Source organism: Pseudanabaena sp. CCNP1317, assembly GCF_034931345.1.
Taxonomy (GTDB): domain Bacteria; phylum Cyanobacteriota; class Cyanobacteriia; order Pseudanabaenales; family Pseudanabaenaceae; genus Pseudanabaena; species Pseudanabaena galeata.
The window spans coordinates 77,778-104,234 of sequence record NZ_JAYGIF010000055.1 but is presented as its reverse complement, the minus strand read 5'-3'; the positions used below and the strand labels follow the sequence as shown (position 1 = coordinate 104,234).

Here is a 26,457-nt window from a genome sequence, read left to right as displayed (position 1 = left end):
GCTAGGGGTGAGGGTCTTAGAAACTTCCACGTAGCATCAGTTAGAATTTAAAAAACTTACCGTAAATATTGTTCCCTGACCGACCTTGCTCTCTACCTTGATTTGTCCCTGATGACTTTCGGCGATCGCTTTGGCAATGGCTAATCCCAGCCCTGAACCACTGGTGTAGAGATTACTAGATTTAGAACTAGATTTAATGTTTTTTTGTGGTTGGTAGCGATAGAAACGCTCAAAAATTTGAGATAGCTCTGCTTCAGGAATCCCCATCCCAGTATCTTGAACTTGAACTTGGATTTGATTTTGAGAAGTGATTTGCACGGTAATTTGGACTTTCCCACCTGCGGAAGTATAGGCGATCGCATTACTGACGAGATTGGTAAACAAACGCCCTAGGCGATCGCGATCGCCTGACACCGATAGTTTTGGTTCCAAGCTAGGTAGCTCCAAACTGATTTGTTTTTGTTGCGCGATCGTCTGTTGCTCTTCACCCACCTCACGCAAAATTTGCGATAAATTGCAAGGCTCCCGCCTTTGATTAGTAATACCACCATCATGTCTTGCTAAAAATAGCAAATCTTCGATTAATCTACCTAAACGTCTGGTAATTCTCTCAATTGCTTCCAGTTGCGATCGCTGAAATTCTAGATCAGGATGAGGATCGGCAAGGGCAACTTGGACATTAGTTTGAATCACAGCGATGGGATTGCGAAGTTCATGGGAAGCATCGGCGGTGAACTGTTTTAAACGTTGGTAGGATTCGCGCACAGGTTCCATAGCGATCCCAGCTAACCACCAACCGCATAGTAAAACCACAAATACCATCAGCGTTGTGCCGATCGCCAAATCGAGAAACAATTGCTTGACGGGTTTAGTAACTTCAAACCAAGGATGACTAATTCGCAAATATCCCAATAGTTTGTCATTAATCACAATTGGCTCAATCATCTGTCGCAATGGCTCTGCTTCTGACAAATGCACAGTGCGATAGAGTGGTTGTAAGATTCCTCTCTCTCTCTGTTGTAATGGCTCCGTATTCGCATTAGTCGTCCAGAGAATCTCTCCGCTGGGGCTAAACCAGTCAATATCAATATGATCGGCATCGATCGCTTGAGCGTTTGCCGAAAAGCTGCGACTAAAATCTGATTCTAAATCAATTAAGTTAGACCGTATCAGTGATCGCTCGATTACTTCCGCAACATGGTCGATTGTGTCGTCAATGCGATCGATTAAGGTTGTCTGCACATATAGATAGAATCCTGTCGCGAACACAATTAATAAAATTGCCGTGACAATCGCATACCAAAGCGCCAAACGGCGGCGCATTGACTGAAAGACAGGATTGGGAGTGACAATGGTCATGAGTAATTTAATGGCAAAGCTGTAGCGCACGCTGTGCGTGCGCTACAGGGCTTAGGATTTTAATATTCAAACTCTTCTAAAATCGTTACTAATCGATTTTGACAAGACTTAGGAATCAAGTCACTTAAAGGAATTTCACGATGACCACCACCGATCGCAATCATCGTTTCATTTAATACTTTAGTGACATCCGCCGACTTAATACCATTGAGCAACATGGGATAGAACTTTTCAGCAAGAGGGCGATGCAAATGTGCGTCATTTAAGTACAAGTGCCACTTTGCAATATCAATATAAACATCTTCGGCAATAGTGGCAGCTAGTTGTTCGATACGTTCTGATGTACTCATTTGTCTCGTAATTGGTGATTTATAGCGATCGTTATCATGTAAGAGTCTTAGAAACCATTTTAAGAATTGTCTAGATCCCCCCCAGCCCCCCTTAAAAAGGGGGGAGAATTATCTTCTTCCCCCTTTTTAAGGGGGATTGAGGGGGATCTCTTAGAGCTTTTGACCATAGAAAGTCATTCTTAAATGGTTTCTTACATGATAACGATCGCTACATCTGAATTACACAAGACTAGGACAATATGACAGATTAAATTATGATCAAATTATGATCATTTGTGTTGCGCGATCGCAAATTTATGACTACTACTCCCCTCCCTCTCAAGCCAGAAATTACTACAACAAACATTAGTAGTGCGAGTAATGCTGTACTAAAAAATATTAGCTGGCAAACCTATCAAGCCATGCTAGCTGACATGGGCGATCACCGTTCAGCACGTTTAAATTATGACCAAGGAGTTGTAGAAATTAGAATGCCGTCTGACCTACATGAAGCAATTAACCGTTTATTAGCGCGAATTGTTGGGGTTTTAGCCGAAGAACTAGATTTGCCATTAAAAGAATTTGGTTCAGTGACGCTCAACCGTCAAGACATCAACAAAGGTGTAGAGCCAGACTCTAGCTTTTATATTCAAAATAGCGATCGCATCAAAGGCACTAAAATCGATATCTCTGTAGATCCGCCCCCAGATTTAGTATTGGAAATTGATATTACTAATTCCAGTATGCGAAGTTTTGCAGTTTATCAACAATTAGGTATTCCTGAAATATGGCGCTATGCCAATGGAACCATAAAAGTTTATCAATTACACAATGGTCAATACCAAGAATGTGAATTTAGTGCTGCTTTTCCGATGATTTCTGGGGTTGTGCTTGATCGCTTCTTACAAATGCTCAACACTGAAGACAGTATTAGCATTGTCCGTGCAGTACGGAAATGGCTCAAGGAAAGTAGTTAAATAATGAACTTATGACAAAAAGGCGCAAAACCTCCTGTCAAAAAGTAAACTTAACTCTCAATTAACACAGTTTTTTTGTATGAGCCAGCCAACAGCCCCCCAACCTTGGAGTCAGCGTTTCGAGACAGCGCTACATCCTGCGATCGCGCGATTTAATGCCAGTATCAGTTTTGACATTAATTTAATTGAATATGACATCACAGGATCGCAAGCGCACTCGCGAATGTTGGCGAAAGTGGGGATCATTAGTGCCGAAGAAGGGGAAATGCTTGTTAATGGTTTAGAGCAAATCCACCAAGAATATCGGTCTGGAAATTTTAATCCTGGGGTTGATGCCGAAGATGTGCATTTTGCGGTAGAGCGTCGCCTGACTGAGTTAATCGGTGATGTTGGGAAAAAAGTGCATACCGCGCGATCGCGTAATGATCAGGTTGCTACCGATGTGCGTTTATATTTGCGTGACCAGATTCGCAAAATTCAAACGGATATCAGAACTTGGCAACAAACTTTAGTGAATAAAGCTGAGCAGTATGTCGAGACGTTCATCCCCGGATATACCCATTTGCAACGTGCCCAGCCAATTAGCCTCGCCCATCATCTGCTTGCTTACTTTGAGATGGCGCAGCGCGACTGGACAAGACTTGATGAAATCTATCAAAGGGTCAATGTTTGCCCCCTTGGTTCGGGCGCATTAGCGGGAACACCTCACCCCATCGATCGCCATTACACCGCCGAACTTTTAGATTTTGGTTCCGTAGGACGCAATAGCCTTGATGGTGTATCCGATCGCGACTTTGCCGTAGAATTTCTCTGCGCTGCGAGTCTAATCATGGTGCATCTCAGCCGCCTTTCTGAAGAAGTAATTCTTTGGTCATCACAGGAATTTAGTTTTGTAAAACTCAGCGATCGCGTCAGTACTGGCTCCAGCATCATGCCCCAAAAGAAAAATCCTGATGTTCCCGAATTGGTACGTGGCAAAACAGGCCGTGTATTTGGACATTTGCAAGGTTTACTGACAATTATCAAGGGCTTGCCTCTAGCTTATAACAAGGATATGCAAGAGGATAAGGAAGGTATCTTTGATGCAGTGGTCACGGTTCGGGCTTGTTTGGAAGCAATGACAATTTTGATTGATGAAGGGATCGAATTTCAGACAAAACGCCTTGCTGAGGCAGTTGCTGAAGACTTCTCTAATGCGACCGATGTTGCCGATTATCTCGCTTCTAAAGGAGTTCCTTTCCGTGAGGCTTATCAACTGGTTGGCAAACTTGTGAAAACCTGTACTAGTGAAGGGATTTTACTCAAGGATTTGTCAGTGGAACGTTGGCAGACTTTTCATCCTCAGTTTGAGGCGGATATTGTCGAGGCGATTGCTCCTGCCCAAGTCGTTAAGGTGCGTAATAGTTATGGTGGTACTGGCTTCGAGCAAGTCCGAATCCAAGTAGAAGCTGCCAAAAAACTTATTGCTTAAATCCAAAAATGAGTGTCAGCACGAAGTGCTGACACTCATTTTTGGATGCTTTTGCGTTAGCATAAGTTTTAGTTAAATTTGCCAAATTTTCGATTTTCTATGCCCAAGTTATCAAAACCACCAGATCCTAACGATCCTGAATACCAAAACCTCGAACGCAGAGTTAACTTTTATCTACACCTTGCTATCTACTCAGCTTGCATGACCTGTATGTGGTTTATCCAGTCAATTACGGAGAAAGTCTGGATCTGGTCAATTTGGGTTGCCGTGATCTGGGGAATCCTCATCCTCGGTCATGGGATTTGGGTATTGTCTCAAGAAAAACCGATCCAGAAAGCTTGAGATAGTTAGGCTACGGTTAGAAGTAAAATTTTTTAAGATTTACACAAAAGAACGAAATGTAGGGGCAATTCATGAATTGCCCCTACGGTAAGATAAGATTTTGGAGCATTTTTGCGTAAGTCCTAATTTTTGTAAAAACAAGGTCTATGAATTAAGTGGCACAGGACTATGGAAATTTGATTGATGATTTGCAAGAGCAGTTAGAAAGATTGCAAATATTGATCGCTCCACAGTCAGAACCTGCCTCTGAAATCGTCAAAGAATGGCGGCGATCGCTGGATGAAATCCAAAAGTTTTTTCAGTCAAAAATTATCAATACCAATTTAGAGATAACGCCCCAAAATTTATCTTTGCAAGTGGAAATTGATAAACAATTAAAAATGCTCAGCGTGGATTTAAGCATGTTGCAAACTTCCCGCAGTCAAGCCACATGGCAAAAGCGACATCAACAAGCCTGCGATCGCTTTACTTTATTAGCCCGCTATTGCCAAATGCATTGAATTGGCGTTTTACATTAAACAATCCTCAAGTTCATGATATTTACTGATGTTACGTGGAACTCAGATGATGAATCTTTTGCTGCTAGCACGACAGGGTAACCACGGGGGGATTGCCCCTACCCCAATAATTTAACGTGAGTTCGATATAGCCATTTGCGTCGTGCGAAGCACGACGCAAATGGCTATATCGAACTCACATTGTTTAAGTCCAAATTTAGGAAATCTAACCACTTGTTCGTTGACTGAGGAATTCTCCTACTAAATATAAAGACCCACAAAGAATAACTACATCATTTTGCTGATCGTCAAAAGCTGCTTCTAACCCTAAATTCAAGCTTTCATAAGGGTATGGCTTAACCTTGAGAAGAGAAGATGCAATTTCAGATAAGTCCTGTGGAGAGGTAGTTGCAGAGCTAGGCACAGGCACAGGAAAAAGTAAATCATCAGTATCCAAAAGCACTTTGAGAATACCAAATTGATCTTTCGTATTCAAAATCCCCATTACCCAACGTTTGCGATGATTAGGAAAAGCTTCATTGACAAATTGACGTAGATATTCTGCTGCCGCTACATTATGCGCTCCATCAACTAGGATTTTACAGGACTTACCATTTAATTTAAATTCCACCCATTGCAACCGTCCTGACCATTGAGTATTTGCCAATCCTGTACGCATCGCCTCGTCACTAATTTGCCAACCCTGCTCTCGCAATGATTGAACCGTGGCGATCGCCACCGCAGAATTAATTAACTGATGATTTCCTAACAATTGCAAAGCATACTCAAAACCTTGATAGATAGCACCTGTAGCCGTTCTCATAGCTGCATTTACCAAGGTTATAGGCGCATCATCATCTGTTGCTTTTGCTTGCAAAGTGGCACTCACTTCAGGATGGTTTTCCGCAACTACCACAGGACATCTTCGTTTAATAATTCCTGCTTTTTCAGAAGCGATCTCCGCTAATGTATTTCCTAATTGTTGACAATGATCTAGACCGATGGAAGTAATGACAGAAACCAAAGGGCGATCGCAAACATTCGTAGCGTCCAATCTCCCCCCCAAACCAGTTTCTAGGATCGCCATATCAACTTCCTGTTTAGCAAAATACCACCACATCGCCGCCGTAATCACTTCAAATTGAGTGGGAGGAAATTCAGGAGCGATCGCCCTTTCTACTTGCTCCAAAGCCTCTAATAAATCCTGATCGCTAATCCATTCGCCATTAATCGTAATCCGTTCTCGCCAATCCATCAGGTGTGGCGACGTATAGCGACCAACGCGAAGCCCTGAAGCCTGCAAAATTGACAACAAAAAAGCACAAACAGAACCTTTTCCATTTGTGCCTGCGACATGAATCACGGGAATCTGTTGATGGGGATTTCCTAAAGCAACAAGTAGTTGATAAATTCGGTCTAAACCGAGATGAATGCCAAACTTATCGAAACTGGCAAGATATTCTGCGGGAGATAGGTTAGCTAGCTTTGGAGACATGAACTTCTAAGGCGTAGATTTTGCCATGGGCATCGACTTCGGCAATATGTCTGCCTTGCATCGCGAATAGTTCACCACTATCACGCTTACCTGCGATCGCCCAAATTGCTTCTAGTCCATTTTCCGTCTTTCTGGTCGTCCAAACACGTTGCATTCCTGAATAAGATTGAAAAAACTTACGGTATAGTTGGGCGATTTCATCTTTGCCAACTACTTTTCGCGCCCCAGATGGATGAACTTCAGCCTGCTCCGCAAACAAATCTACCAATTCATTAAATGCTTGTTCATCATCACTAGCGCGATCAGAAAGTTTAAAATATTGATCTAAAACTGTCATATTCCCTTACCTCAACTACTTTAAAGCTGAAAACTTCGTTTGATGAAGATAAGCAAGCTTTATTAGAGTTTTACTATAAATTTGATTGGTTTGTAAACATATATTAAGACTTTTGCTAGCAAATTAACTTCCCCCTACAGGGCATAAAAAAGATTGAGAAAAGTGCATATCACTTTTCTCAATCTTTCTAAAATGACATTTAGCTGAAGATATTTAGAGTGCCAAAGCCAAGTACAAGAAAACCGATGATTCCCAAAAGTGTTTTTTGTAATCTCGTCATGACTGGCTTTATTTCGTAAGTGACCAGCAACCGATCCTTGGCTAGGTCTGCTTCTGGCTTTTCCCATATTTGCCCGTCATACCAACCCGACTCTTCATAAAAAATTTTCGCACTATCTAGTCTTTGCTTGACGTGACTCCATCCTGACAGCAATAACAACACTGGTAAAATCAGCCCTACAGCACCGCCAATACTTGCTACACAGATAAATTGCCATAGGTGTCGGCTTGGTGACTCAATGCTCATCGCCACAGGTGAAAAAATAATAGTAAATCCTAGCCACATGAACAATAACATTCGCAAATACTGCGATCGCGCCAGCTTAGCCCAACGATAAAAGAACGCTTCCTTAAGTTCAATATATTCATTGAGTGGTTGTTGGTCTTTGGGAACTGGACAGGTCATGGGTTATATAATGAAAAGCAAATATTCTGACAGTGTAACTCGTTTCCACAGGTTTAAGAGCTAAAAAGGACGAACAGTTAGCGATTATCATTATGAGACTAATTTTGGCATGAAGAGCACCTTTGGCGCTGGAAATACCAGAATCGATTTTTTGAAATCACCTAGTTGCTGCTAATCGACAAATTTATCGTCTCTATCAAATGCTTCAGTAGGTTTTGATAGAACTTCGACAATTAGTTTAAGAAAATGCTTGTGATTTTGGGTTTGGGTTTGAGCGCAAAACGCTGTAAAAACCAAACCCAGTAAGCAACTGATGTTACGTAGAACAAAGATCGTCATCATGTTTCCATATCATCTTAAAAGAGGATTTGGAGACCAAATCCCTACATTTTGTAAAAGTAACGGCTTGGTCTCCAAGCCCCAATCTCAGCGTTCCACGTAACAATTAGTAAGTAATACTAAATTTAAGAAATGGCGTAGACATTTCTTAAATTTAGTATTACTTACTGGGGGGTGTTAGCCTATATTTTTCAGTTTAACCTTCATCACTAAATGACTGAATAATATTGCTAAACTTTGATGTATTGCCACTTCCTAATATTGCCTTTTAGCCCATGCCATTTTCCTCAGTAATTCGTTCTTTAATCCGATCACCTCTCACTGATGAACTAGAGAGTAAATTGGTGCGATCGCATCAAATCACGCTTTCGGGGTTATCGCGAGTCGGCAAAGGGCTGGTTAGTTCGACCCTGAGCCAAAAGCAAGAACGACTGATGTTAGTTATTGCCGCCACGATCGAAGAGGCAGGACGCTGGTCGGTACAACTAGATACTATGGGTTGGCAGACTGTACATTTTTATCCTACTTCTGATGTCCTACCCTACGAACCCTATGCACCTGAATCAGAGGTCGTTTGGGGACAAATGCAGATTTTGGCAGATTTAATCAACTGGGATGAACGGGAAGGAGAAAAGAAAAAAGTAGCGATCGTGGCAACCGATCGCGCCCTCCAGCCACATTTACCAAGTCCTGAAGAATTTAGAGAATATTGCTTATCCTTAGAAGTTGGCTCAGAAATTACACTGAAGGACATGTCAGAGAAGCTGACTCTGATGGGCTATGAGCATACATCAACGGTCGAGACAGAAGGACAATGGGGAAGACGTGGCGATATTATTGATATTTTCCCAGTTTCCAGTGAAATGCCTGTGCGGATTGATTGGTTTGGCGATGAAATAGAACGAATTCGCGAATTCGAGCCTTCTACCCAAAGACCACTAGATAGCATTCCCTCGGTGATGTTAGCGCCGATTAGCTATGGACATATTTTAGGCAAACTACCAGCAAATGATGGCAATCTAGAAGATGAATTTAGCATTCAGGGGTTTGCAGTTCATCCCAAATCTACAGCTTCTCTATTAGATTATTTACCGACTTCAGAGAACTGCTTGGTAGTAATTGATGAAATCGATCAATGCAAGGCACATTGCGATCGCTGGCACGAATCTGCCGAAGAAATTTGCCCTCACCCCCAACCCCTCTCCCTCTGGGTGAGGGGAGAAAGAGAGGAGGGCAAACTCCATCGCTCCTTTGCTGAATGTTTAGAACAAATATCCAAGTTTGATCGCCTTGAATTATTTGAACTAGGTGAAGAAAATCGCGGCGTGAATATGTCCAGTCGGTCGATTCCTGCAATTCCCCATCAGTTCGGCAAAATCGCCCAAACTATCCGTGACTACCGCGAACAGAAGTATAAAATCATTCTTATCTCCGCCCAACCATCGCGCACAGTTGCTCTGCTGCAAGAACATGATTGCCAAGCCCAATTTATTCCCAATGTTCGCGATTATCCTGCGATCGACAAAACCCATAACCTCCGCATCGCCGTTGCTTTGAAATATTCAGGCATTGCTGAAATTCAAGGTTTTGTGCTGCCCACTTATCGCATTGTGGTGATCAGCGATCGCGAGTTTTTTGGTCAACATGCTTTGGGTACTCCCAACTATGTTCGCAAACGTCGCAGGGCTGTTTCTAAACAAGTAAATCTCAATAAGCTCTCCGCAGGAGACTATGTTGTTCATAAAAATCATGGTGTGGGTCAGTTTATCAAATTAGAAAAATTGACGGTCAATAATGAAACTCGTGAATACCTAGTTCTCAAATATGCCGATGGATTATTGCGCGTAGTAGTCGATCAGATGTCGATTTTGTCTCGTTATCGGGGCATGAATGAGGGCAGACCAGAACTTCACAAAATGACGGGCAAAACATGGACAAATACCACAGCTAAAGCCAAGAAAGCGATTAAGAAAATTGCTTTTGATTTGCTAGAACTTTACGCTAAGCGATCGCAACAGTTGGGATTTGCTTTTCCGCCTGATAATCCTTGGCAACAGGAAATGGAAGATTCTTTTCCTTATCAAGCAACTCCTGACCAATTGAAAGCAACTCAGGATGTTAAGCAAGATATGGAAAGTTCGCGCCCAATGGATCGGCTCGTCTGCGGCGATGTGGGCTTTGGCAAAACCGAAGTTGCTATCCGCACAATTTTTAAAGCTGTAACAACAGGAAAACAAGCAGCGCTACTAGTTCCGACCACGATTCTCGCACAGCAGCATTATCACAGTTTGCAAGAGCGCTATGCTGCTTATCCAGTGAATATTGCACTGCTTAATCGCTTCCGCACCACTTCCGAGAAAAAAGAAATTTGTCGTAAGCTGAAGACTGGAGAACTGGATATTGTTGTCGGTACGCATCAACTTTTATCCAAAGATGTGGAATTTAAAGATTTAGGGCTATTGGTCATAGATGAAGAGCAGCGCTTTGGGGTTGCTCAAAAAGAGAAAATCAAAACCATGAAAACGGAAGTAGATGTGCTGACTCTATCGGCAACGCCTATTCCCCGAACCCTCTATATGGCTATGTCTGGGGTGCGCGAAATGAGCCTGATTACGACCCCACCACCATCAAGGCGATCGATTATGACGCATTTATCGCGTTATAACCTTGAGCTAGTTCGCGCCGCGATTCGACAGGAACTCGATCGCGGTGGTCAGATTTTCTATGTGGTGTCGCGCATTGACGATATTGAAGAAGTTTCGGCGCGAGTCCATGAAATGTTGCCATCGGTACGCATGGCGATCGCCCACGGACAGATGCCCGAATCAGAACTAGAAGCAACGATGCTCAGTTTCAATAGTGGTGAAGCCGACATGATGATCTGCACCACAATTATTGAATCAGGATTGGACATTCCCCGTGTCAACACAATCATTATCGAAGATGCCCAAAGATTTGGACTCGCGCAGCTTTATCAATTGCGTGGTCGGGTCGGTCGGGCAGGTATTCAAGCCCATGCGTGGTTGTTCTATCAGGAAAAAGGTGAACTAACCGATGTTGCTCGCAAACGACTCAAAGCAATTCAAGAATTTACCCACCTTGGTTCAGGTTACCAATTAGCAATGCGTGACATGGAAATTCGCGGCGTGGGCAATCTCTTAGGCTCTGAGCAGTCGGGACAAATCAATACAATTGGCTTTGATTTATATATGGAAATGCTGCAAGAGGCGATCGCCGAAATACGTGGCTCAGAAATCCCTGAAGTCGATGATACACAAGTCGATCTGCCAATTACAGCCTTTATTCCTGCGGAATATATTCCCGATGGCGATCGCAAAATGAGCGCTTACCGTGCGGTTGCCTCTGTTACATCACGTCGGGAACTTTCCCAAATTATCGAAGAGTGGAAGGACTGCTATGGCAATGTCCCTGCTCCTGCTATGCAACTTCTAAAAGTTATGGAATTAAAACTGATCGCTAAGCGGATTGGGTTCTCGCGGATTAAGCCAGAAGGCAAGCAACATGTTGTCCTAGAGTCTAAGATGGAAGAGCCAGCATGGAAACTATTGCATGAGCATTTACCTAGTCATCTGCGATCGCGCTTTGTTTATAGTCAAGGTAATGTCACCGTGCGAGGCTTAGGCACACTATCTCACGACAAGCAGCTTGATAGTCTGATTGAATGGCTTGATACCATGCATCTCGCCAAAGCTGAAGCTTAATTATTGAGAACTAACGGTAGTTATGAAATTTATTAATCCCAAAATTGACTTTGCCTTCAAAAGAATATTTGGCTCAGAACAAAGCCATGATATTTTAATTAGCTTTCTCAATGCCATGCTTTATGAAGGGCTTGATATCATCCAAGACTTAGAAATACTTGACCCATACCTTGCACCAAAGATACGCGGCATTAAAGACACCTACGTTGACGTGAAGGCAAATATTCGCAATCAAGAAGGCGAAATAACTTCTGTAATTATTGAAATGCAAGTGTTAAACGTAGAAGGCTTTGAAAAGCGGATTTTATACAATGCGTCCAAGGCATATTCCACTCAACTAGATATTGGTGAAGACTATACGATTTTGCAACCAGTCATCGCACTGACAATTACCGATTTTGAGATGTTTCCAGAGCTAGAACAAATTCTATCTCGCTTCATTCTCAAGGAAAAGACTTACCTTACTGATTATCCAGTTTATGATATTGAACTGGTATTTATTGAGTTACCCAAATTCAAAAAGGAATTAGAAGAGCTAGAAACAATCACCGACAAATGGCTATATTTTCTCAAAACTGCCCGTAAGTTAGATGCTGTACCAACGGTGATGGACAATGAGCCAGCAATCAAAAAAGCTTTTGCGATCGCCAGTCAAGCCAACCTAAGTAAGCAGGAGCTAGATGATCTAGAGCGCCGTTCGATCTTTATCCATGACCAACGCAACGCCCTCAAAAAAGCAACCAGATTGGGGCTTGAGCAAGGCAAAAAAGAGGGAATCCAGCAAGGTATTCAACAGGGTATCGAGCAAGGTATCGAGCAAGGAGAATTAAAAGCAAAACTGGCGATCGCCCAGCAACTATTGGCAGTACTTGATGACGAAGCAATTTGTCAGAGTACAGGACTAAGCGTAGATGCGATCACCAAACTCAGAAATGGCTAAAGCGATCGCAAAATTTCCATAATCACCATGTTTTTTTGATCAACAAACAAAACAAAATATGTCAGATGCTCAAATTAGTGTTATAAAGTTCGCAAACTAGACGCAACCAATTAAGCCAATTAAAAAATTAGTGCCAAACTTAGTCCCTAGCGTTATTTCAGATGGCATTGTTACGAGGTGATTTCTTCAATGGAGAGCAATAATATTCGTAGTAATAATAATTACGAGCAGACCCTCGCGGGAGTCACCAAGGACTTGTCGGATCTGCGGGCAAATATCTTGGGCAAGCTCAGCCGTGAAATTTTGATTTTACAAGCCCAAAAAAATGCCCTAACTGATGATATTCAGCGCCTCCAGTCTCAACGCAAAGAGCTAGAGGTGCTAACTGTCGCGCAGCAAGGCATGAACCAGCAAGAAATCCAGCGCCAACAATGGATCGAGCAACTTGCCCAAGCGATCACCTATCATTTAAAAAATGATGTGATCGTTACTAACTCAAAGGTACTTAACGATCATTCTGAGAACTTTGAGCAGTTAATGCTTAATCTTGATAGTGCTATTCGCACAACATTCCAGTCTTTACAACGGGATGTAGATACCTATCAGCGCGATCTCGACGATCAGATGCAGCGCATGTATACCCAAAGACAGCAAGGCGAGTTAATGCTCTCAGCTCTTGTTGAAAGAATTGATGAATACTTGCGGCGATCTTCAGGCGATCGCTACACAGGTGGAAACCTAGGCAGTAATCCACCTGTCAACTTCACGGGGACATCTGGTTTTGCAGGGGCGATCGGCGCTAATGGCAACAATAGCCCCGTACCTATTAATCCTAATGGCAATGCTAATTATGGACAAATTCAGATTCCCACATTTAGTAGTAGCCAGTTTAGGCAATATGACCCCAATGACACTCGCCCCTATGCTGGTGATCCCACAGAACCATCTAACTCTCTAGAATCAGCCCCTCCCATAGCTCAACCAACTAAGCGTCTCAATGACTGGTGGTTAGGATTTATCTTGGTATTAGGCGCTTCAGTGGTTTTGTCCTTGCAAAATATTTTAGTAAGGGTGATTTTCTCCAATTCCAGTATCTTTGGACTATTTAGTTTTGGGGGATTGATTAAGCCAAGCATACCTAACTCCTTCATGTTGTTGTTGTTACGAATGATATTCGCCACACCAATTATGTGGATAGTTGCTAAGCTTATTTTTCGGGTGGATGTATTACGTGACTTTCAGCAATTGCTTACACCTAACCGCAGATTATTATTCTGGCGGGTTACCTTCAGTGCTTTACTGCAATTTGCCTCTTTTGCCTTCATTTATGTAGCTTTAGGCATTTTGAATCCGGGATTAGCAGTTACCCTGTTTTTCATCTTCCCGACGGTTACAGTTTTGATGGCTTGGTTACTATTTGGCGATCGCCCTAGCAAGGAGCGCTGGTTGGTAATTGGGGTGATTTATGTAGGCATTATGCTGACTTACAACGTTTTCGGCGTGAACAAGCCCGACACATGGGGTGTAATTGCAGCGATGCTTTCGGGAATTTCTTTTGCGGGATATATCATTACCTCGCAGGCTTGTTTTAAACAACTAAATCCTGTTTCTTTTACATCAATCAACTTTGCGATAATTTTACTGCTCTGCTTTGGAACATTGCCCTTTACCTTAGCTTCGATTTCCTTTAATAGCTCACTAATATTTATGTGCTTCCTGATCGCATTAACGACTTTAGGTGGTTATTTGCTGACCAGTTTCGGCACAAAGCTAATGGGGGCGGCGCAAGCTTCAATTGTGAGTGCTAGTGGTCCCGTGTTTACCACGTTCCTAGCCTTCACAATCTTGGGAAACAAACTAGATTTCATCCAGCTATTTGGGGTGTTTCTGGTGACAGGTGGGGTGGGGCTACTCAGCTTGCAAAATATGTACAAGAAACCTGTTAAATAAAAAAGGTGAGAGTGACTAAGTGCCTCTCACCTTTTTTAACTAAAATCCTGTAAAGTAGCTATTACAGTCCTTAGGGATATAAGTGGCAATCTGTGGTCAAAACTTCACATCATTCAGAACAAGAATCAACTGCATCTCCATCGCCAGCTCAACAATTAATGCGATCGCTTTGGCGTGGGCTTGCCCGTGAGCAAGGTTTGCCAGTATGGGCTTTGTTAGCGATTTTTTTGGTGATGTTGCTACTGTGGAACTGGCAGCTAATCGCGGCAACTAGTGCGGGGATCTTTGCCATGACTGCGGTCTATATGATGCAGGACTGGAACTGGAATGTGATTTTGTGGCGCATTCAGAAGTTTTTGCAAAGTCCCTATCGCCACTTACCTTTATCAGTCGCGAGCGGCACGGTCACAGTTTTTTTGACCTATACAGTATTAGCTGTATGGTCTAACCAAGAAAATCATTGGTTAGCGTCAGCTAACATTTTGCAGCTTGTCGCAACTTTAGGGATTTTAGTGTTGCTCGTGCGTCAAGCTTTTAGCCAATGGTTGCAACGTCAACAAAATAATTTTGATCAGCTTATTGCTCAGCTAGCAGTAAATGATGATCTAGCAAGACTGATTGCCATTAAGAAAATCAATCAATATGTTCAAGATAATCGGTTGCCTGCTGCTCAAGAACGGGCGATCGCTGATTATTGCCAAGTATTGCTAAATCGCGAAACCGAGACAACTATGCGTGAGGCAATTTTTGAGACTTTAGAGTCATTGCAATCGATTACAGCCAAACCTGCACTTCAGAGATCAGCCAATAATATTTAGATGATTAAGCCGCGCAGAGCGCGGCTTAATCATCTAAATTCAAGATACTCAAGATATTAATCACGATCAACGTTAACTAAAGATTCATGCTAACTAAAGATCAAATTCTCGATCGCCAAGTTGCTTTATTAGTTCAGAGTACACCCGATGAAGAAACGGCTAGCGCAGTTAGTTTGATTGCGTCAGTACTAAAGGCGATCGCCCAAAATCTTAAACATACAATTTATTTTGTGATTCAAGATATTGAAGGTGGTTGGTTACTCACACCGCTTAGCAATCATGACAATCCTGAACTGGAAAAAACTACGATCTATGCCTATTGCGATCGCACGCCTGCCAATATTGACCGATTGCGATTAAATGACGAAAATCTCGAATGTGGAGAATATAACGTAATTGATATGCTGTTTCGCCTAATTGGGATGAAACAGGTGGACAGCATTGTATTTTTTGATAGAGCCACGGATACGCAAAACGGGATTGAAATTGCGCGTACCGATATTGAAGAATTATGCGAAAAACAAATTAAACGCGCTCAGTTCGGGCTGCAAAAGCTAAACGAACTTAAAAATAACGCCAATATTGCCTAAATCAATAAAAGGGACGCTTCGCGTCCCTTTTATTATTCATAGTCGATGAATCCACACATAACAGTACCATCAACAGAGCCAGTGCCACTTACTAAGCAAGCAAGACTATCTTTGTGACTCACAGTTACGATGCGATCATAACTATCACCAGTAACCAAGTTGTACGCGATCGCCATTACTTCAGGGGTGGTATTGACCGCAAGGATAATTTGATTGGTGCTAGTAGCAGCACTGTCATAACGAACTTCGGTTTGAGGAGCAGTAGGGTTTTGATAGAGAGCGGCGACGATCGCTGTTTGAGCATTAGCTGATGTAGCGAATGCAAAACCTGAAATGGCGAAACCCGAAATGGCTAAAAACGTGGCGACGATTGTACTTTTCATGACTGCCTCTACTTCTACGTTCTCTAATTACTTGCAACGAATTAGAAAATCAAACTTCTATAAATTTAATTTTCTATCAAAAGTAGCGATCGCTACTTCCTTCTATCAATTCAACCGACTGGGTGATCTTTAACTTGTGAGTGATTAACTCCATGAAGTCATCATCTAGCTTTTTTTGATAATCGCAAGTGACACCAGATATCTACCCCTGTGATTGCGATCGCACTCCGCAGTGATATAGCTACAGTTACTTGTCTTAGGACAAATCAAAGCCCAAGAATTGACTGGCGGCGCTCCGCGCCGCCAGTCAATTCTTGGGCTTTATGTCAAAAAAATGAAAGGGTTGCAAAGCAACGCTTTCATTTTTGGGGTGATTGAAATTTGCTAATGCTAAAGATGCGACTTTACACGGACTCTACTTTCTAGGTTTTATACTGACAGTAAGCTCAACAACTAAGATCTAAAGAAATGAAAACTCTAATCAAGACTTGCTTGATGATTTCAGGACTAGTCAGCGCGATCGCCCTAATTAGTTGGACAGAATCCGCATCTGCTGATCCCAACCAAATCCGTCAGGTTTTGCAAACTAGAGAATGCCAAGGTTGCGATCTATCAAGGGCAAAACTAAGTTTTGTAAACCTGAGAGGCGCAAATTTACGCAACGCAAATCTGTTTTCAGCAGATCTTAAGCTTGCTGATTTGCGAGAGGCAAACTTAATAGGCGCGATTCTAGATAAAGCGGATTTAAGGGGAGCTGATCTCACGGGAGCCGATCTGACAAGTGCGTATATGTCAGAAACTAACTTTTGTGGCGCAACTATGCCCGATGGACAAAAATCTAGCGAAGGATGTGTTCAACCCCCAAAATAGACAATCCTCTATTACATTTGTGTAGAATTGTATGCAAAGGATTGAGAAAGTTGGAAAACTATTAACTAAACTCAATTAAAGCTTTAGGCTAGAGGTTATTTGAGTTGATCTCACGTCCTTATATTTATTCGTCCAAGCGGAGTTCCGCCCTATGATTGACGCTATTATTATTTTCACATTTATCCTTGCGGGAGCAGGCACTGGCTTCCATGGCATTGATTTCTTACCACCAGAGACGATCTCCCATCTCAACGTCCAAAATTTGCGCTGGGTCACACTTGGTGTCGGCTCGGTAGTCGGGCTAATTGCTGGTTTAATCGTCCAAAATACCTATCGCCGTATTGAAACGAACATTCGTTCAATGCCAATTGAGACAATTTTGGGTCGTGCTGTAGGATTGGTATTTGGTCTACTGGTAGCTAACTTGATGCTAGCACCATTATTTTTGATCCCTATTCCCGATAACTTTGACTTTATTAAGCCCCTCACAGCTATTTTGGTAAGTATTATCTTTGCCTATTCGGGGATGACTCTATCGGATACTCATGGGCGTGCATTGTTGCGGTTGATTAATCCCAATAATGTCGAAAGCAGTCTCCTCGCCGATGGAACTTTGCGTACCGCGACAGCGAAGGTTTTGGATACTAGCACCGTAATTGATGGACGAATTCAGACCTTGATGGAGACAGGCTTCCTAGAAGGACAATTACTGATCCCCCATTTTGTAATTCAAGAATTGCAGACGATCGCTGATAGCTCCAACGATCAAAAACGGGTGCGTGGTCGCCGAGGATTGGATATTCTCAACAATATGCGTGATCAGTTTAGCGATCGCATCACAATTCATTCCGCCGATTATGAAGACTTGCATACTGTAGATGCCAAGTTAGTTCGTTTAGCCCAAGAGCTAAGCTGCACGCTGATCACCAATGATTACAACCTCAACAAAGTCGCCAATTTACAGCAGGTTGAAGTTTTAAATATCAATGATCTGGCTCAAGCTTTGCGCCCGACCTATTTACCAGGGGATCTGATTGAAATCAAAGTACTCAAGGAAGGCAAAGAAGCATCGCAAGGCATTGGCTATCTGGAAGATGGCACAATGGTTGTCATTGAGGAAGGTCGTGAGTACCTCGGCAAACAAATTATTGTGATAGTTACTAGTGCTTTACAAACTTCGGCTGGTCGCATGATTTTTGCGCGTCACGAAGCGATCGCCACTGTGTAAGGCAAAAGTAAAAAGTAGAAAGTAAAAATTAATTACCAAGTCACTATCGCCTATGCAAGTTTTGCCTTCTCACTCACAGCGACAATTGGTATCGGGTAAAGTCGGGTGGGGCTGGCGGCAGGCGACTTATCCTATTTCTGCGAATTTTATTTTTGCAGGTTTGTTGATTTTCGGATTGGCGATCGCTCAATTAGTGCGATTAGGTGATGCGAGTATTATGGCGATCGTCGTTGTCATATTGATTGTGGGCTTTGTGGTCGGTCTATATACAGCTAAATCTGTGGTTGAAGTATGCCGCCAAAACTCAGATTATTTATTTTCGCGATCGCAGTTAATTGGGATGACAGCCTATTGGTTAGTTTTAATCGCAGGGCTAAGTGTATCTTCCGAAGCTTTTGCAAAGTCATTGATCGCATTGTGGTGGATTTTACCTGCTGCGATTTTCGCAGGTATGGCTAGCTCTCTAGCTTGGCGTTCAGGTAAATCGAAGACAGCAGCGGAAAAAAAGCAAATCATCGAAGCCGTTAATGCGGACATATTGAATGTAATTACCTATTCTGACCAAACAGTTTTGGTTAGCCCATCGGCTATAGGTCAACAGCCACGACAGTTTAATAGTTTGGTGCTAATCGTGTTGGGCTTTTTCTTTTGGACAATGCTCGATTTTTCGGCAAATTTGAGGGCGATCGCGGCGATCGCTTTGACAGCTTCAGGACTTACAGGATTTTTTACATGGCAAGCCCAGTTGCGATCGCCCGAAAAGATTTTACATCTGAGATTTAGTGGCTTATGGGGGATTGATGCTGAATATGCGATCGATTTACGCCCATTCTCAAGTCTGTCAGTGGTTAAACTGCAAGAGGCGAGTGGCGAACTAAGCTGGATGCAGCTATCAGGCAATAAGAGTGACATCACCATCCCTTTAGCGATGACGGTTGTGACATCAAGTACTAAAGAAAGCCCAAATCAAAATGATCAGTTAGGGCAAACCATTCGCGATCAGTTTCACCTTGCCAAACAAGAATCTGAGCGAGACAGTTTAGGGATGGCGAATGTATTACTGCCACAGGGCGCAGGGATTTTAGCAGGAACTGCATTTATCATGGTCGGGGGATTGCTTCTATTTATTTTCCCTCTACCCACAAACCTATCCGCAGAAAGTGCGATCGCTTGGCTAGGTGTTTGTCTCGTCAGTCCTGCGATCGCCAGATTTTTCTTGCAATTAGTTGCCCCCAATAGTTTACAAAGCGATCCCCCTAGCTATATAAAAAATCATTTACAACCTTGGGAAATCGGTACAGCACTTTTATTAATTAGTGCGTTTCTATCCAGACAAACCACAGAGAACATCACTTCCTTAGGCACATTCAATCAATCATTGCCCCTATTAACTCTCATTTGTGGCTGGCTCAGCATTAGCATCGGTGTTTGCATCCTTTCCTTTGTACGTCGTACTCCTCTTTGGAATACAAACTACTAGCAAAAAACTCACTTCGCAAGTTTTTTGCTTGGTTAGTTAAGCATAGCTGTACATTCAAGAATTAGTTTTTGGTTGGTGAGTGAGTAGGGTTGAATCTCCAGCGCTCTGCGGAAAGTAGCGATCGCCTCATGGTAATTACCGATCGCCGCGTAGCACAAACCCAAACCGTGCACTGCTCCAAAATGATAAGGATTCAGGGCGATCGCCTTCTGACAATCCTTGATTGAACGTTTGTAATCCCCTTGCATATAAAACAAAACCGCCCGCCGATTCCATGCTTCGACAAAATCTGGTTGAGCATGAATTAATTGGGTGAGCATTAGTTCTGCTTGTCTGACGTTGCCACTATCTGCCATCATTTGGCTCTGACGCAAAACTTGCAAGCCCTGCATTCCCTTTTGCATAAACCACATTTCCCACAGTCCCTGCGTGGCGCGATCACGAATCTCCTCATCTTCACTTTTGAGGTCTCTCAACAATTCTTCGATGGGTTGGCTCATTAGTCTAGACAAATAAATTTATAGTGCTCAAATAATTTTTTAAAAACCTTGCTTTGCAAGGTTTTTAAAAAATTATTTGAGTTTGTTGCGATGGCAAAGCGCAATAATCTAAAGTTTGAACTAAAAGCGGGACTTGTGTTAGTTTTTTAACTCATACCTAAGAGATATTTTGCGCGTATGTCTATCATACAAATTACTGTCCAAGAGCTAGCCGAACGTTTGGCTGGCGATCGCCAAGATTTACAACTGATCGATGTGCGGGAACGCGATGAGGTAGAAATTGCCGCGATCGCTGATTTTACGATCTTACCTCTCAGTGAATATGCCGAGTGGTCAGTAAATTTTAAGGAAAAGTTTGATCCCCATGCGGAAACATTAGTGCTGTGTCATCACGGAATGCGATCGGCGCAAATGTGCCAATGGCTAGTCAATCAAGGCTTTACTAATGTCAAAAATATTGGTGGCGGCATTGATGCCTATGCCTATGCGGTTGAGCCAAGCATGGCAAAGTACTAAAAAATTTGCTTCGCAAATTTTTTAGTTTGAGGTCAAGAAAGGAATGCTGAAAAATACTGCTAAGCCGATCACCGAAACGATACAGGTGATAATCGTGATTATGATGAACTTGCGATCGCTTGCACCGTAGAACTTATTCGGTAACGAACTTGCCAACACCATTAGCCCAATTAAGACGAGAATCCCAATAAATAAGGTGCGATTCATAGGTTTTTGCTTTTAAATTATAGAGAGGCGGTGCGAAGCGCCGCCTCTCTATAATAAAACCATACCTTACGTAATCTATCTATGACCGATTGGTTGTGGCTTCAGCGATCGCTACCAGCAAATATGACAGGTGCAGATCTATGGGAATCGCTCTATGCTCATGAACCGATTGCAGTTCTGCTAGAAAGCCCTGCCATTGATAAAGTTCCTTCAAAACTAGCAAGATATTCGATCGCCGCAGGGAAGCCGCGACAAGTTTGGAATCCTGAAGTTGGTGAGATTTTGCCATGTTTGGAAAAATTGCGATCGCAGATGCAAAATTCTCATTCTGATTTACCTGATCATTTGCCATTTACAGGGGGATATTTAGGATGGTTGGGCTATGACCTCGCTTGGGAAATTGAACGCTTGCCCTATACCAAGCCTGATACTTTACCTTTTCCCGTTGCCTTTTGGTATGAGCCATCTAGTTTCGCGGTGATTGACCATCAAACTCAAACAGTATGGCTAGCCGCTAGCGATCGCCTTGAATTAACCGAATTAAGCGATCGCCTTAGCAATTCAGCAAACAAGGGGCTTAAGCCCCTTGCCTGTCAGAGTAAAGCTCATATTACACAAGCTATTCCAACTTATTTGCCAGAACGACAAGACTATGAAGCCATGGTGGAAAAAGCGAAACAGCATATTTATGCTGGCGATATTTTTCAGGCAAATCTCTCAATGCGGTTTGGCTATCCTTGGAACTCGGATGGGTGGCAACTATACCGCCATTTGCAAAAGATTAATCCATCACCCTTTGCGAGCTATTGGCGAACAACTTGGGGAGAGGTAATCAGCGTCTCGCCTGAGCGCCTAGTTAGCCTAAGCGATCGCCATGCCGAAACTCGTCCGATCGCAGGTACAAGACCACGCGGCAAAACTAAACAGCAAGATCTGGACTTTGAGCGTGAATTACTGGCTTGCACCAAGGAACAAGCCGAACACATTATGCTAGTCGATCTAGAGCGTAACGACCTTGGACGAGTTTGTGAATGGGGCAGCGTTAAAGTCGATGAGCTATTAGCGATCGAGCGCTACAGCCATGTAATGCACCTTGTTAGTAATGTGGTAGGGACATTGCGTAGTGATCGCACGTTGGTAGATCTCATTCGGGCTACTTTCCCTGGGGGAACAATTACGGGCTGTCCTAAAGTACGCTGTATGGAAATCGTCGAAAAGTTGGAACCTCAGCGACGCAGTTTGTTTTATGGCTCCTGTGGCTATATTGATAGGCGCGGCAACATGGATCTGAATATCTTAATTCGCACTTTACTCAAGACTAATAATCATATCTGGGGACAGGTTGGGGCAGGCATTGTCGCTGATAGTATGAGCGATCGGGAATGGCTAGAATCTTTGCAAAAAGCCCAAGCTCAATTGGCTGCACTAGGCTTAAATTGAGTGCTTCACCATAAATTTTCTGATGGCGTGGCTCAGCCGCGCCATCGCTAACCCCACAAGATATTTGGGGTGCTTCGCGCCCCAAATATCTTGTGGGGTTAGCGATCCTATAGAATACTTAAGCAACTACTATCGCCATATATCTATCCATGAGTGGAACTAAGCTCTACGAAGGCAAAGCCAAAATCCTGTTTACAACAGACGATCCCCATATTTTGCTGTCGCGCTACAAAGATGATGCAACCGCCTTCAATGCTCTCAAAAAAGGCACGATCGCCAATAAAGGAGAAATGAACTGCGCGATCGCTTCGCATATTTTTCAGTATCTGGAAACTCAAGGTATTGCTACCCACTTCATCAAGCAAGTTTCACCTAATGAGATGCAAGTTGCCGCCGTCCAGATATTGCCCATCGAAGTTGTGGTTCGGAATATTGCCGCAGGGAGCATTTGCAAACGCCTTGGTTTAGCACAAGGTCAACCACTCAAGCAGCCCCTAGTCGAATTTTTCTATAAAAATGATGACCTTGGCGATCCTCTGATTACTGATGCCCATGTCTCCATGCTTGATCTCGCCACACCTGAACAAGTTACTCAACTCAAACAACTAGCTCTAGATATTAATCACCATCTGCAAACTTTTTTTGAGCGCTGCAATTTAATCCTCGTTGATTTTAAGGTGGAAATTGGATCTGACGCTAATGGGCATTTACTGCTAGCCGATGAAATTAGTCCCGATACCTGTCGTCTCTGGGATAAGGCGATCGCCGACCCCACCGCCCGTATCCTAGATAAAGACCGCTTTCGTCAAGATCTCGGTAATGTTGCTGAAGCCTATCAAGAGGTTATGAAACGAGTCTTAGCAGCGATCAGTTAGCATAGTTTTTACAAATTTTTGCAAAAAAGGGCTTCAACGGTAGACTTTTGAGGTAGTTATGATTTTTAACATCGGCGATCGCTATGAAAAAATTTAGTTCTTAGTTAATTACTGCTAGCAATATAGGGATGTTGAAAGTTATAGTTATTTATTACTATTCTCAGAAACTTTCTGTTCACATTTGTCCGTCAATAGTTTCCTGTTCAGTATTCTGTTTAAATATTCTGTAGGTGTTTGGAAGACTTTATGCGTATAAACTTGCTCGTATTCACAGCCATTGCCGCATCCAGCACGTTACTAACAAGTCCTTTGCTGGCACAGGCTGCTCCTGTAAAGCAAGAGATTGCTCAAGCACCAACCCCGCAGCCAACTCCTCCTCCAACTACAACTGAGGAGACCCCAACTCAACCAAGTTCCCCACCCCCAAGTACATCACCAACTTTTACCCTGCCCTCGACCACTCCTCCTCCAGCAACTACAACAGAAACTCAAGTACTAGTTGGAGAAGTTGCTATTAAAACCCCAGAGGGGCAACCTCCTTTGCCTCCTGAACTTGAGCAAAGAATTTATGATGCGATCGCTACAAAGCCAGGGCGGACAGTAACTCGAACCCAGCTTCAATCTGACATCAATGCTGTATTTGCCACAGGCTTTTTCTCAAATGTTCAAGCGGAGCCAGAAGATACTGACATTGGTGTGCGTGTAACGTTCTTCGTATTACCAAATCCTGTTCTTAGATCCGTCAATACTGAAGGTACACAAGTGCTAGAGGAAGGTGTGATTGATCGCATCTTTGGTTCACAGATTGGCAAAGTTACTAATCTCAAAGATATTCAAGCAGGGGTGAAAGAGCTTGAAAAATATTACCAAGACAAGGGCTATGTTTTAGCTCAAATCGTTGATATCAAAGCTACACCAGAAGGAAATATTAATCTCGTTGTATCTGAAGGTGTAATCGAAGACATCAAGGTTGCCTTTATCAATGAAGATGGCAAAACCGTAGACAATGAAGGCAAACCAGTCACTGGTACTACTCGCGACTTTATCATTACCCGTGAACTGACGATTAAAGAAGGTGAAATCTTCAACAGAAATGCAGTTCAGGGCGATTTACAAAAGGTATTTGCTCTTGGATTGTTTGAAGATCTCAACATTGGGCTTGCCCCAGGTACCGATCCACGCAAAGTAATCGTGACTGTCAATGTCAAAGAACGCAACACAGGATCGATCGCCGCAGGTGCTGGTTTAAGCTCCTCCACAGGTTTATTTGGTACAGTTAGTTTCCAACAACAAAACCTTGGTGGCAACAATCAGAAGCTCGGTTTAGACATCCAAGTTGGTGAACGTGAGCTACTATTTGACCTCAACTTCACCGATCCTTGGCTAGCGGGTGACCCCAATCGCACTTCATTTACTGCCAATATCTTTAACCGTAGCTTGTTCAGCTTTATTTTTGATACTCCAATTGGGATTGGTCCTGACAATGTTAGTCCGCGCATCAACAGACTTGGTACAGGTTTTAGTTTCTCACGACCTCTTGGCACAGCCACGACGGCTTCACTGGGATTGCGCTACGAACGAGTCAGCATTACCAATAGCAACAATAACGAGATCTCTCCTACCGACTCCCTCGGCAATCCTCTGTCTGCTAGTGGTACTGGGCAAGACGATCTACTCTTGCTGCAATTTGCCTATGCCACCGATCAACGTGATAATCCGATTAAGCCATCCTCTGGCTCTGTATTTCGGATTGCTACTGAGCAGTCGATTCCCATTGGTTTAGGTTCCGTTTTCTTAAATCGAGTTCGTGCTAGCTACAGCTACTTTATCCCTGTTAATTTCTTGAATTTCTCTGAAGGTACACAGGCTCTCGCATTTAACGTTCAAGCGGGGACTGTAATCGGTACTTTGCCACCCTACGAAGCTTTTCAGCTAGGTGGTAGCAACTCAGTTCGTGGCTGGGATGAAGGAAAAATAGGTAGCGGTCGCAGTTTTGGCATCTTCTCGGCAGAATATCGCTTCCCTGTCTTTAATATCGTCGGGGGCGTATTGTTCTTTGATTATGGTACGGATCTAGGCTCGGCCTCAGCCGTACCAGGCAATCCCGCAGGAGCAAGAAATAAACCAGGTGACGGTGCAGGTTATGGAATTGGTGTTCGGGTACAGTCGCCTTTAGGTTCCATCAGAGTAGATTACGGCATCGGCTCAAATGGCGGTACACAGTTTAGCTTTGGGCTAGGAGAAAAATTCTAGTCATGCTCTACCAACAGACGATCGCTGCCCCATTTTCGTTGTCGGGGATTGGGTTGCATAGTGGTGAGCAAGTTTCTGTGACTGTCAGTCCTGCGCCCATTAATTCAGGTCGCTATTTCATCTATGGTGAAGCCAAGATACCTGCGGATACGACTGTAGTTTCGGCTTCGCAGTTATCGACGGAGTTACGCCAAAATGGCACAGGTGTTCGCACAGTCGAACATTTGCTGTCCGCTTTATTTGGAATGGGTGTACATAATGCCTGTATTCAGCTTGATCGTCCTGAATTGCCGATCCTTGACGGGTCGGCGTTGCCTTGGGTGGAAGCGATCGCTAAAGTTGGTATTAAAACTCAAGTGCAAGGCGATCGCCTAATCCCCCTCCCCGAAGCAGTGACAGTTTCTAAAGGTGACAGCTTTGTCACGGCGATACCTGCGGATACTTTGCGCTTCACCTATGGCATTGAATACCCAACTCAGGCGATTGGTGAGCAGTGGTTTAGCTGGTCACCTGCGATCGCTAACTTTGGCGAAAAATTTGCTAGTGAAATAGCACCCGCAAGAACTTTTACGCTTGCAGCATATATTGATCAAGCTCGTGCGGCAGGGTTAATCAAGGGCGGAAGCCTAGAAAATGCGCTGGTTTGCGATGCTGAGAAGTGGATCAATCCACCTCTACGTTTTGCCGATGAACCATGTCGTCATAAACTTTTAGATCTTATTGGTGACCTAAGCTTGCTAGGATTCTTACCGAGAGCGCATATTCTTGCCTACAAAGCTAGCCATAATCTTCATGCTGAATTTGCGATCGCCTTAGCTCAAAAGCTATAGCCCCACAATTCATTTTCCTCCTAT

At 43.3% G+C, this 26,457-nt stretch carries 25 protein-coding genes; 17 read left to right on the top strand and 8 right to left on the bottom strand.

Annotated features, from left to right (window positions below; translation table 11 throughout):
- Positions 1-36: 36 nt before the first annotated feature.
- Both VB775_RS10720 and VB775_RS10715 read right to left on the bottom strand, forming a co-directional pair.
- Positions 37-1,359, bottom strand: a complete 1,323-nt coding sequence (locus VB775_RS10720; RefSeq protein ID WP_281005527.1) for a sensor histidine kinase — start codon at positions 1,357-1,359, stop codon at positions 37-39.
- A 59-nt stretch (positions 1,360-1,418) separates the two neighbouring features.
- On the bottom strand, positions 1,419-1,709 hold the full coding sequence (locus tag VB775_RS10715; protein ID WP_281005526.1) for a DUF3181 family protein: 291 nt from the start codon (positions 1,707-1,709) through the stop codon (positions 1,419-1,421).
- Positions 1,710-2,005: 296 nt separating this feature from the next.
- On the opposite strand from VB775_RS10715, the gene VB775_RS10710 reads away from it, so the two are divergent.
- The 4 genes from VB775_RS10710 (at position 2,006) to patD (ending at position 4,978) form a co-directional block, all read left to right on the top strand.
- A complete protein-coding gene (locus VB775_RS10710; RefSeq protein ID WP_281005525.1) occupies positions 2,006-2,665 on the top strand; it encodes a Uma2 family endonuclease in 660 nt (219 codons plus the stop codon).
- 79 nt (positions 2,666-2,744) lie between these two features.
- Positions 2,745-4,136 (top strand): argininosuccinate lyase, encoded by a 1,392-nt coding sequence (argH, locus tag VB775_RS10705; protein WP_281005524.1) that lies wholly within the window; start codon positions 2,745-2,747, stop codon positions 4,134-4,136.
- A gap of 99 nt (positions 4,137-4,235) precedes the next feature.
- On the top strand, positions 4,236-4,478 hold the full coding sequence (locus VB775_RS10700) for a 2TM domain-containing protein (protein WP_281005523.1): 243 nt from the start codon (positions 4,236-4,238) through the stop codon (positions 4,476-4,478).
- A gap of 155 nt (positions 4,479-4,633) precedes the next feature.
- On the top strand, positions 4,634-4,978 hold the full coding sequence (gene patD / locus VB775_RS10695) for a heterocyst frequency control protein PatD (protein WP_281005522.1): 345 nt from the start codon (positions 4,634-4,636) through the stop codon (positions 4,976-4,978).
- 223 nt (positions 4,979-5,201) lie between these two features.
- On the opposite strand, the gene VB775_RS10690 is transcribed toward patD, so the two are convergent.
- From VB775_RS10690 to VB775_RS10680, 3 genes are all read right to left on the bottom strand, one after another.
- A complete protein-coding gene (locus VB775_RS10690; RefSeq protein WP_281005521.1) occupies positions 5,202-6,470 on the bottom strand; it encodes a bifunctional folylpolyglutamate synthase/dihydrofolate synthase in 1,269 nt (422 codons plus the stop codon).
- Complete coding sequence (locus tag VB775_RS10685; protein WP_281005520.1) at positions 6,451-6,807, bottom strand: ethyl tert-butyl ether degradation protein EthD; 357 nt, start codon at positions 6,805-6,807, stop codon at positions 6,451-6,453. Before VB775_RS10685 ends, VB775_RS10690 begins: the two co-directional genes overlap by 20 nt.
- Before the next feature lie 199 nt (positions 6,808-7,006).
- A complete protein-coding gene (locus tag VB775_RS10680; RefSeq protein WP_281005519.1) occupies positions 7,007-7,492 on the bottom strand; it encodes a CGLD27 family protein in 486 nt (161 codons plus the stop codon).
- Between the two features lie 614 nt (positions 7,493-8,106).
- Here VB775_RS10680 and mfd point away from each other — a divergent pair.
- From mfd to VB775_RS10655, 5 genes are all read left to right on the top strand, one after another.
- The gene (gene mfd, locus VB775_RS10675; protein ID WP_281005518.1) at positions 8,107-11,553 is read left to right on the top strand and encodes a transcription-repair coupling factor; all 3,447 of its coding nucleotides are present in this window, start codon (positions 8,107-8,109) and stop codon (positions 11,551-11,553) included.
- A 22-nt stretch (positions 11,554-11,575) separates the two neighbouring features.
- Positions 11,576-12,493: an Rpn family recombination-promoting nuclease/putative transposase gene (locus tag VB775_RS10670; RefSeq protein ID WP_281005517.1), complete on the top strand. Its 918-nt coding sequence runs from the start codon at positions 11,576-11,578 to the stop codon at positions 12,491-12,493.
- Positions 12,494-12,682: 189 nt separating this feature from the next.
- On the top strand, positions 12,683-14,443 hold the full coding sequence (locus tag VB775_RS10665; protein ID WP_281005516.1) for an EamA family transporter: 1,761 nt from the start codon (positions 12,683-12,685) through the stop codon (positions 14,441-14,443).
- A gap of 92 nt (positions 14,444-14,535) precedes the next feature.
- Positions 14,536-15,261 (top strand): hypothetical protein, encoded by a 726-nt coding sequence (locus VB775_RS10660; RefSeq protein ID WP_281005515.1) that lies wholly within the window; start codon positions 14,536-14,538, stop codon positions 15,259-15,261.
- Between the two features lie 86 nt (positions 15,262-15,347).
- Entirely contained in the window at positions 15,348-15,851 is a 504-nt protein-coding gene (locus VB775_RS10655) for a hypothetical protein (protein WP_281005514.1), read from the top strand.
- A gap of 32 nt (positions 15,852-15,883) precedes the next feature.
- Here VB775_RS10655 and VB775_RS10650 read toward each other — a convergent pair whose 3' ends face one another.
- Positions 15,884-16,234, bottom strand: coding sequence for a hypothetical protein (locus tag VB775_RS10650; protein WP_281005513.1), 351 nt, complete (start codon positions 16,232-16,234; stop codon positions 15,884-15,886).
- A 468-nt stretch (positions 16,235-16,702) separates the two neighbouring features.
- On the opposite strand from VB775_RS10650, the gene VB775_RS10645 reads away from it, so the two are divergent.
- The 3 genes from VB775_RS10645 (at position 16,703) to VB775_RS10635 (ending at position 19,812) form a co-directional block, all read left to right on the top strand.
- Positions 16,703-17,104: a pentapeptide repeat-containing protein gene (locus VB775_RS10645; RefSeq protein WP_281005512.1), complete on the top strand. Its 402-nt coding sequence runs from the start codon at positions 16,703-16,705 to the stop codon at positions 17,102-17,104.
- A 151-nt stretch (positions 17,105-17,255) separates the two neighbouring features.
- Complete coding sequence (locus VB775_RS10640) at positions 17,256-18,332, top strand: PIN/TRAM domain-containing protein (RefSeq protein ID WP_281005511.1); 1,077 nt, start codon at positions 17,256-17,258, stop codon at positions 18,330-18,332.
- A gap of 52 nt (positions 18,333-18,384) precedes the next feature.
- A complete protein-coding gene (locus tag VB775_RS10635; protein ID WP_281005510.1) occupies positions 18,385-19,812 on the top strand; it encodes a hypothetical protein in 1,428 nt (475 codons plus the stop codon).
- A 32-nt stretch (positions 19,813-19,844) separates the two neighbouring features.
- On the opposite strand, the gene VB775_RS10630 is transcribed toward VB775_RS10635, so the two are convergent.
- On the bottom strand, positions 19,845-20,312 hold the full coding sequence (locus VB775_RS10630) for a tetratricopeptide repeat protein (protein WP_094531081.1): 468 nt from the start codon (positions 20,310-20,312) through the stop codon (positions 19,845-19,847).
- A gap of 177 nt (positions 20,313-20,489) precedes the next feature.
- Between VB775_RS10630 and VB775_RS10625 the strand changes: the two genes are divergently transcribed.
- Positions 20,490-20,828, top strand: a complete 339-nt coding sequence (locus VB775_RS10625) for a rhodanese-like domain-containing protein (RefSeq protein WP_281005509.1) — start codon at positions 20,490-20,492, stop codon at positions 20,826-20,828.
- Positions 20,829-20,849: 21 nt separating this feature from the next.
- Here VB775_RS10625 and VB775_RS10620 read toward each other — a convergent pair whose 3' ends face one another.
- Positions 20,850-21,035 (bottom strand): hypothetical protein, encoded by a 186-nt coding sequence (locus tag VB775_RS10620; RefSeq protein WP_281005508.1) that lies wholly within the window; start codon positions 21,033-21,035, stop codon positions 20,850-20,852.
- A gap of 81 nt (positions 21,036-21,116) precedes the next feature.
- Between VB775_RS10620 and VB775_RS10615 the strand changes: the two genes are divergently transcribed.
- The 4 genes from VB775_RS10615 to lpxC all read left to right on the top strand — a co-directional run bounded on the left by VB775_RS10615 (position 21,117) and on the right by lpxC (position 26,433).
- Positions 21,117-22,475, top strand: a complete 1,359-nt coding sequence (locus tag VB775_RS10615; RefSeq protein WP_281005507.1) for an anthranilate synthase component I — start codon at positions 21,117-21,119, stop codon at positions 22,473-22,475.
- Positions 22,476-22,624: 149 nt separating this feature from the next.
- Entirely contained in the window at positions 22,625-23,350 is a 726-nt protein-coding gene (gene purC, locus VB775_RS10610; protein WP_281005506.1) for a phosphoribosylaminoimidazolesuccinocarboxamide synthase, read from the top strand.
- Between the two features lie 246 nt (positions 23,351-23,596).
- Positions 23,597-25,603 carry a BamA/TamA family outer membrane protein gene (locus tag VB775_RS10605; protein ID WP_281005505.1) on the top strand — a complete coding sequence of 669 codons (2,007 nt, stop codon included), beginning with the start codon at positions 23,597-23,599 and terminating at the stop codon, positions 25,601-25,603.
- Positions 25,604-25,605: 2 nt separating this feature from the next.
- A complete protein-coding gene (gene lpxC / locus VB775_RS10600) occupies positions 25,606-26,433 on the top strand; it encodes a UDP-3-O-acyl-N-acetylglucosamine deacetylase (RefSeq protein WP_281005504.1) in 828 nt (275 codons plus the stop codon).
- The last annotated feature ends 24 nt before the right edge of the window (positions 26,434-26,457 follow it).

Bases quoted from the DNA above. Each gene is read 5' to 3' on its own strand.
- VB775_RS10720 (WP_281005527.1), bottom strand. From the start codon at position 1,359: ATGACCATTGTCACTCCCAATCCTGTCTTTCAGTCAATGCGCCGCCGT.
- VB775_RS10715 (WP_281005526.1), bottom strand. From the start codon at position 1,709: ATGAGTACATCAGAACGTATCGAACAACTAGCTGCCACTATTGCCGAA.
- VB775_RS10710 (WP_281005525.1), top strand. From the start codon at position 2,006: ATGACTACTACTCCCCTCCCTCTCAAGCCAGAAATTACTACAACAAAC.
- argH (WP_281005524.1), top strand. From the start codon at position 2,745: ATGAGCCAGCCAACAGCCCCCCAACCTTGGAGTCAGCGTTTCGAGACA.
- VB775_RS10700 (WP_281005523.1), top strand. From the start codon at position 4,236: ATGCCCAAGTTATCAAAACCACCAGATCCTAACGATCCTGAATACCAA.
- VB775_RS10690 (WP_281005521.1), bottom strand. From the start codon at position 6,470: ATGTCTCCAAAGCTAGCTAACCTATCTCCCGCAGAATATCTTGCCAGT.
- VB775_RS10685 (WP_281005520.1), bottom strand. From the start codon at position 6,807: ATGACAGTTTTAGATCAATATTTTAAACTTTCTGATCGCGCTAGTGAT.
- VB775_RS10680 (WP_281005519.1), bottom strand. From the start codon at position 7,492: ATGACCTGTCCAGTTCCCAAAGACCAACAACCACTCAATGAATATATT.
- mfd (WP_281005518.1), top strand. From the start codon at position 8,107: ATGCCATTTTCCTCAGTAATTCGTTCTTTAATCCGATCACCTCTCACT.
- VB775_RS10670 (WP_281005517.1), top strand. From the start codon at position 11,576: ATGAAATTTATTAATCCCAAAATTGACTTTGCCTTCAAAAGAATATTT.
- VB775_RS10665 (WP_281005516.1), top strand. From the start codon at position 12,683: ATGGAGAGCAATAATATTCGTAGTAATAATAATTACGAGCAGACCCTC.
- VB775_RS10655 (WP_281005514.1), top strand. From the start codon at position 15,348: ATGCTAACTAAAGATCAAATTCTCGATCGCCAAGTTGCTTTATTAGTT.
- VB775_RS10650 (WP_281005513.1), bottom strand. From the start codon at position 16,234: ATGAAAAGTACAATCGTCGCCACGTTTTTAGCCATTTCGGGTTTCGCC.
- VB775_RS10645 (WP_281005512.1), top strand. From the start codon at position 16,703: ATGAAAACTCTAATCAAGACTTGCTTGATGATTTCAGGACTAGTCAGC.
- VB775_RS10640 (WP_281005511.1), top strand. From the start codon at position 17,256: ATGATTGACGCTATTATTATTTTCACATTTATCCTTGCGGGAGCAGGC.
- VB775_RS10635 (WP_281005510.1), top strand. From the start codon at position 18,385: ATGCAAGTTTTGCCTTCTCACTCACAGCGACAATTGGTATCGGGTAAA.
- VB775_RS10630 (WP_094531081.1), bottom strand. From the start codon at position 20,312: ATGAGCCAACCCATCGAAGAATTGTTGAGAGACCTCAAAAGTGAAGAT.
- VB775_RS10625 (WP_281005509.1), top strand. From the start codon at position 20,490: ATGTCTATCATACAAATTACTGTCCAAGAGCTAGCCGAACGTTTGGCT.
- VB775_RS10620 (WP_281005508.1), bottom strand. From the start codon at position 21,035: ATGAATCGCACCTTATTTATTGGGATTCTCGTCTTAATTGGGCTAATG.
- VB775_RS10615 (WP_281005507.1), top strand. From the start codon at position 21,117: ATGACCGATTGGTTGTGGCTTCAGCGATCGCTACCAGCAAATATGACA.
- purC (WP_281005506.1), top strand. From the start codon at position 22,625: ATGAGTGGAACTAAGCTCTACGAAGGCAAAGCCAAAATCCTGTTTACA.
- VB775_RS10605 (WP_281005505.1), top strand. From the start codon at position 23,597: ATGCGTATAAACTTGCTCGTATTCACAGCCATTGCCGCATCCAGCACG.
- lpxC (WP_281005504.1), top strand. From the start codon at position 25,606: ATGCTCTACCAACAGACGATCGCTGCCCCATTTTCGTTGTCGGGGATT.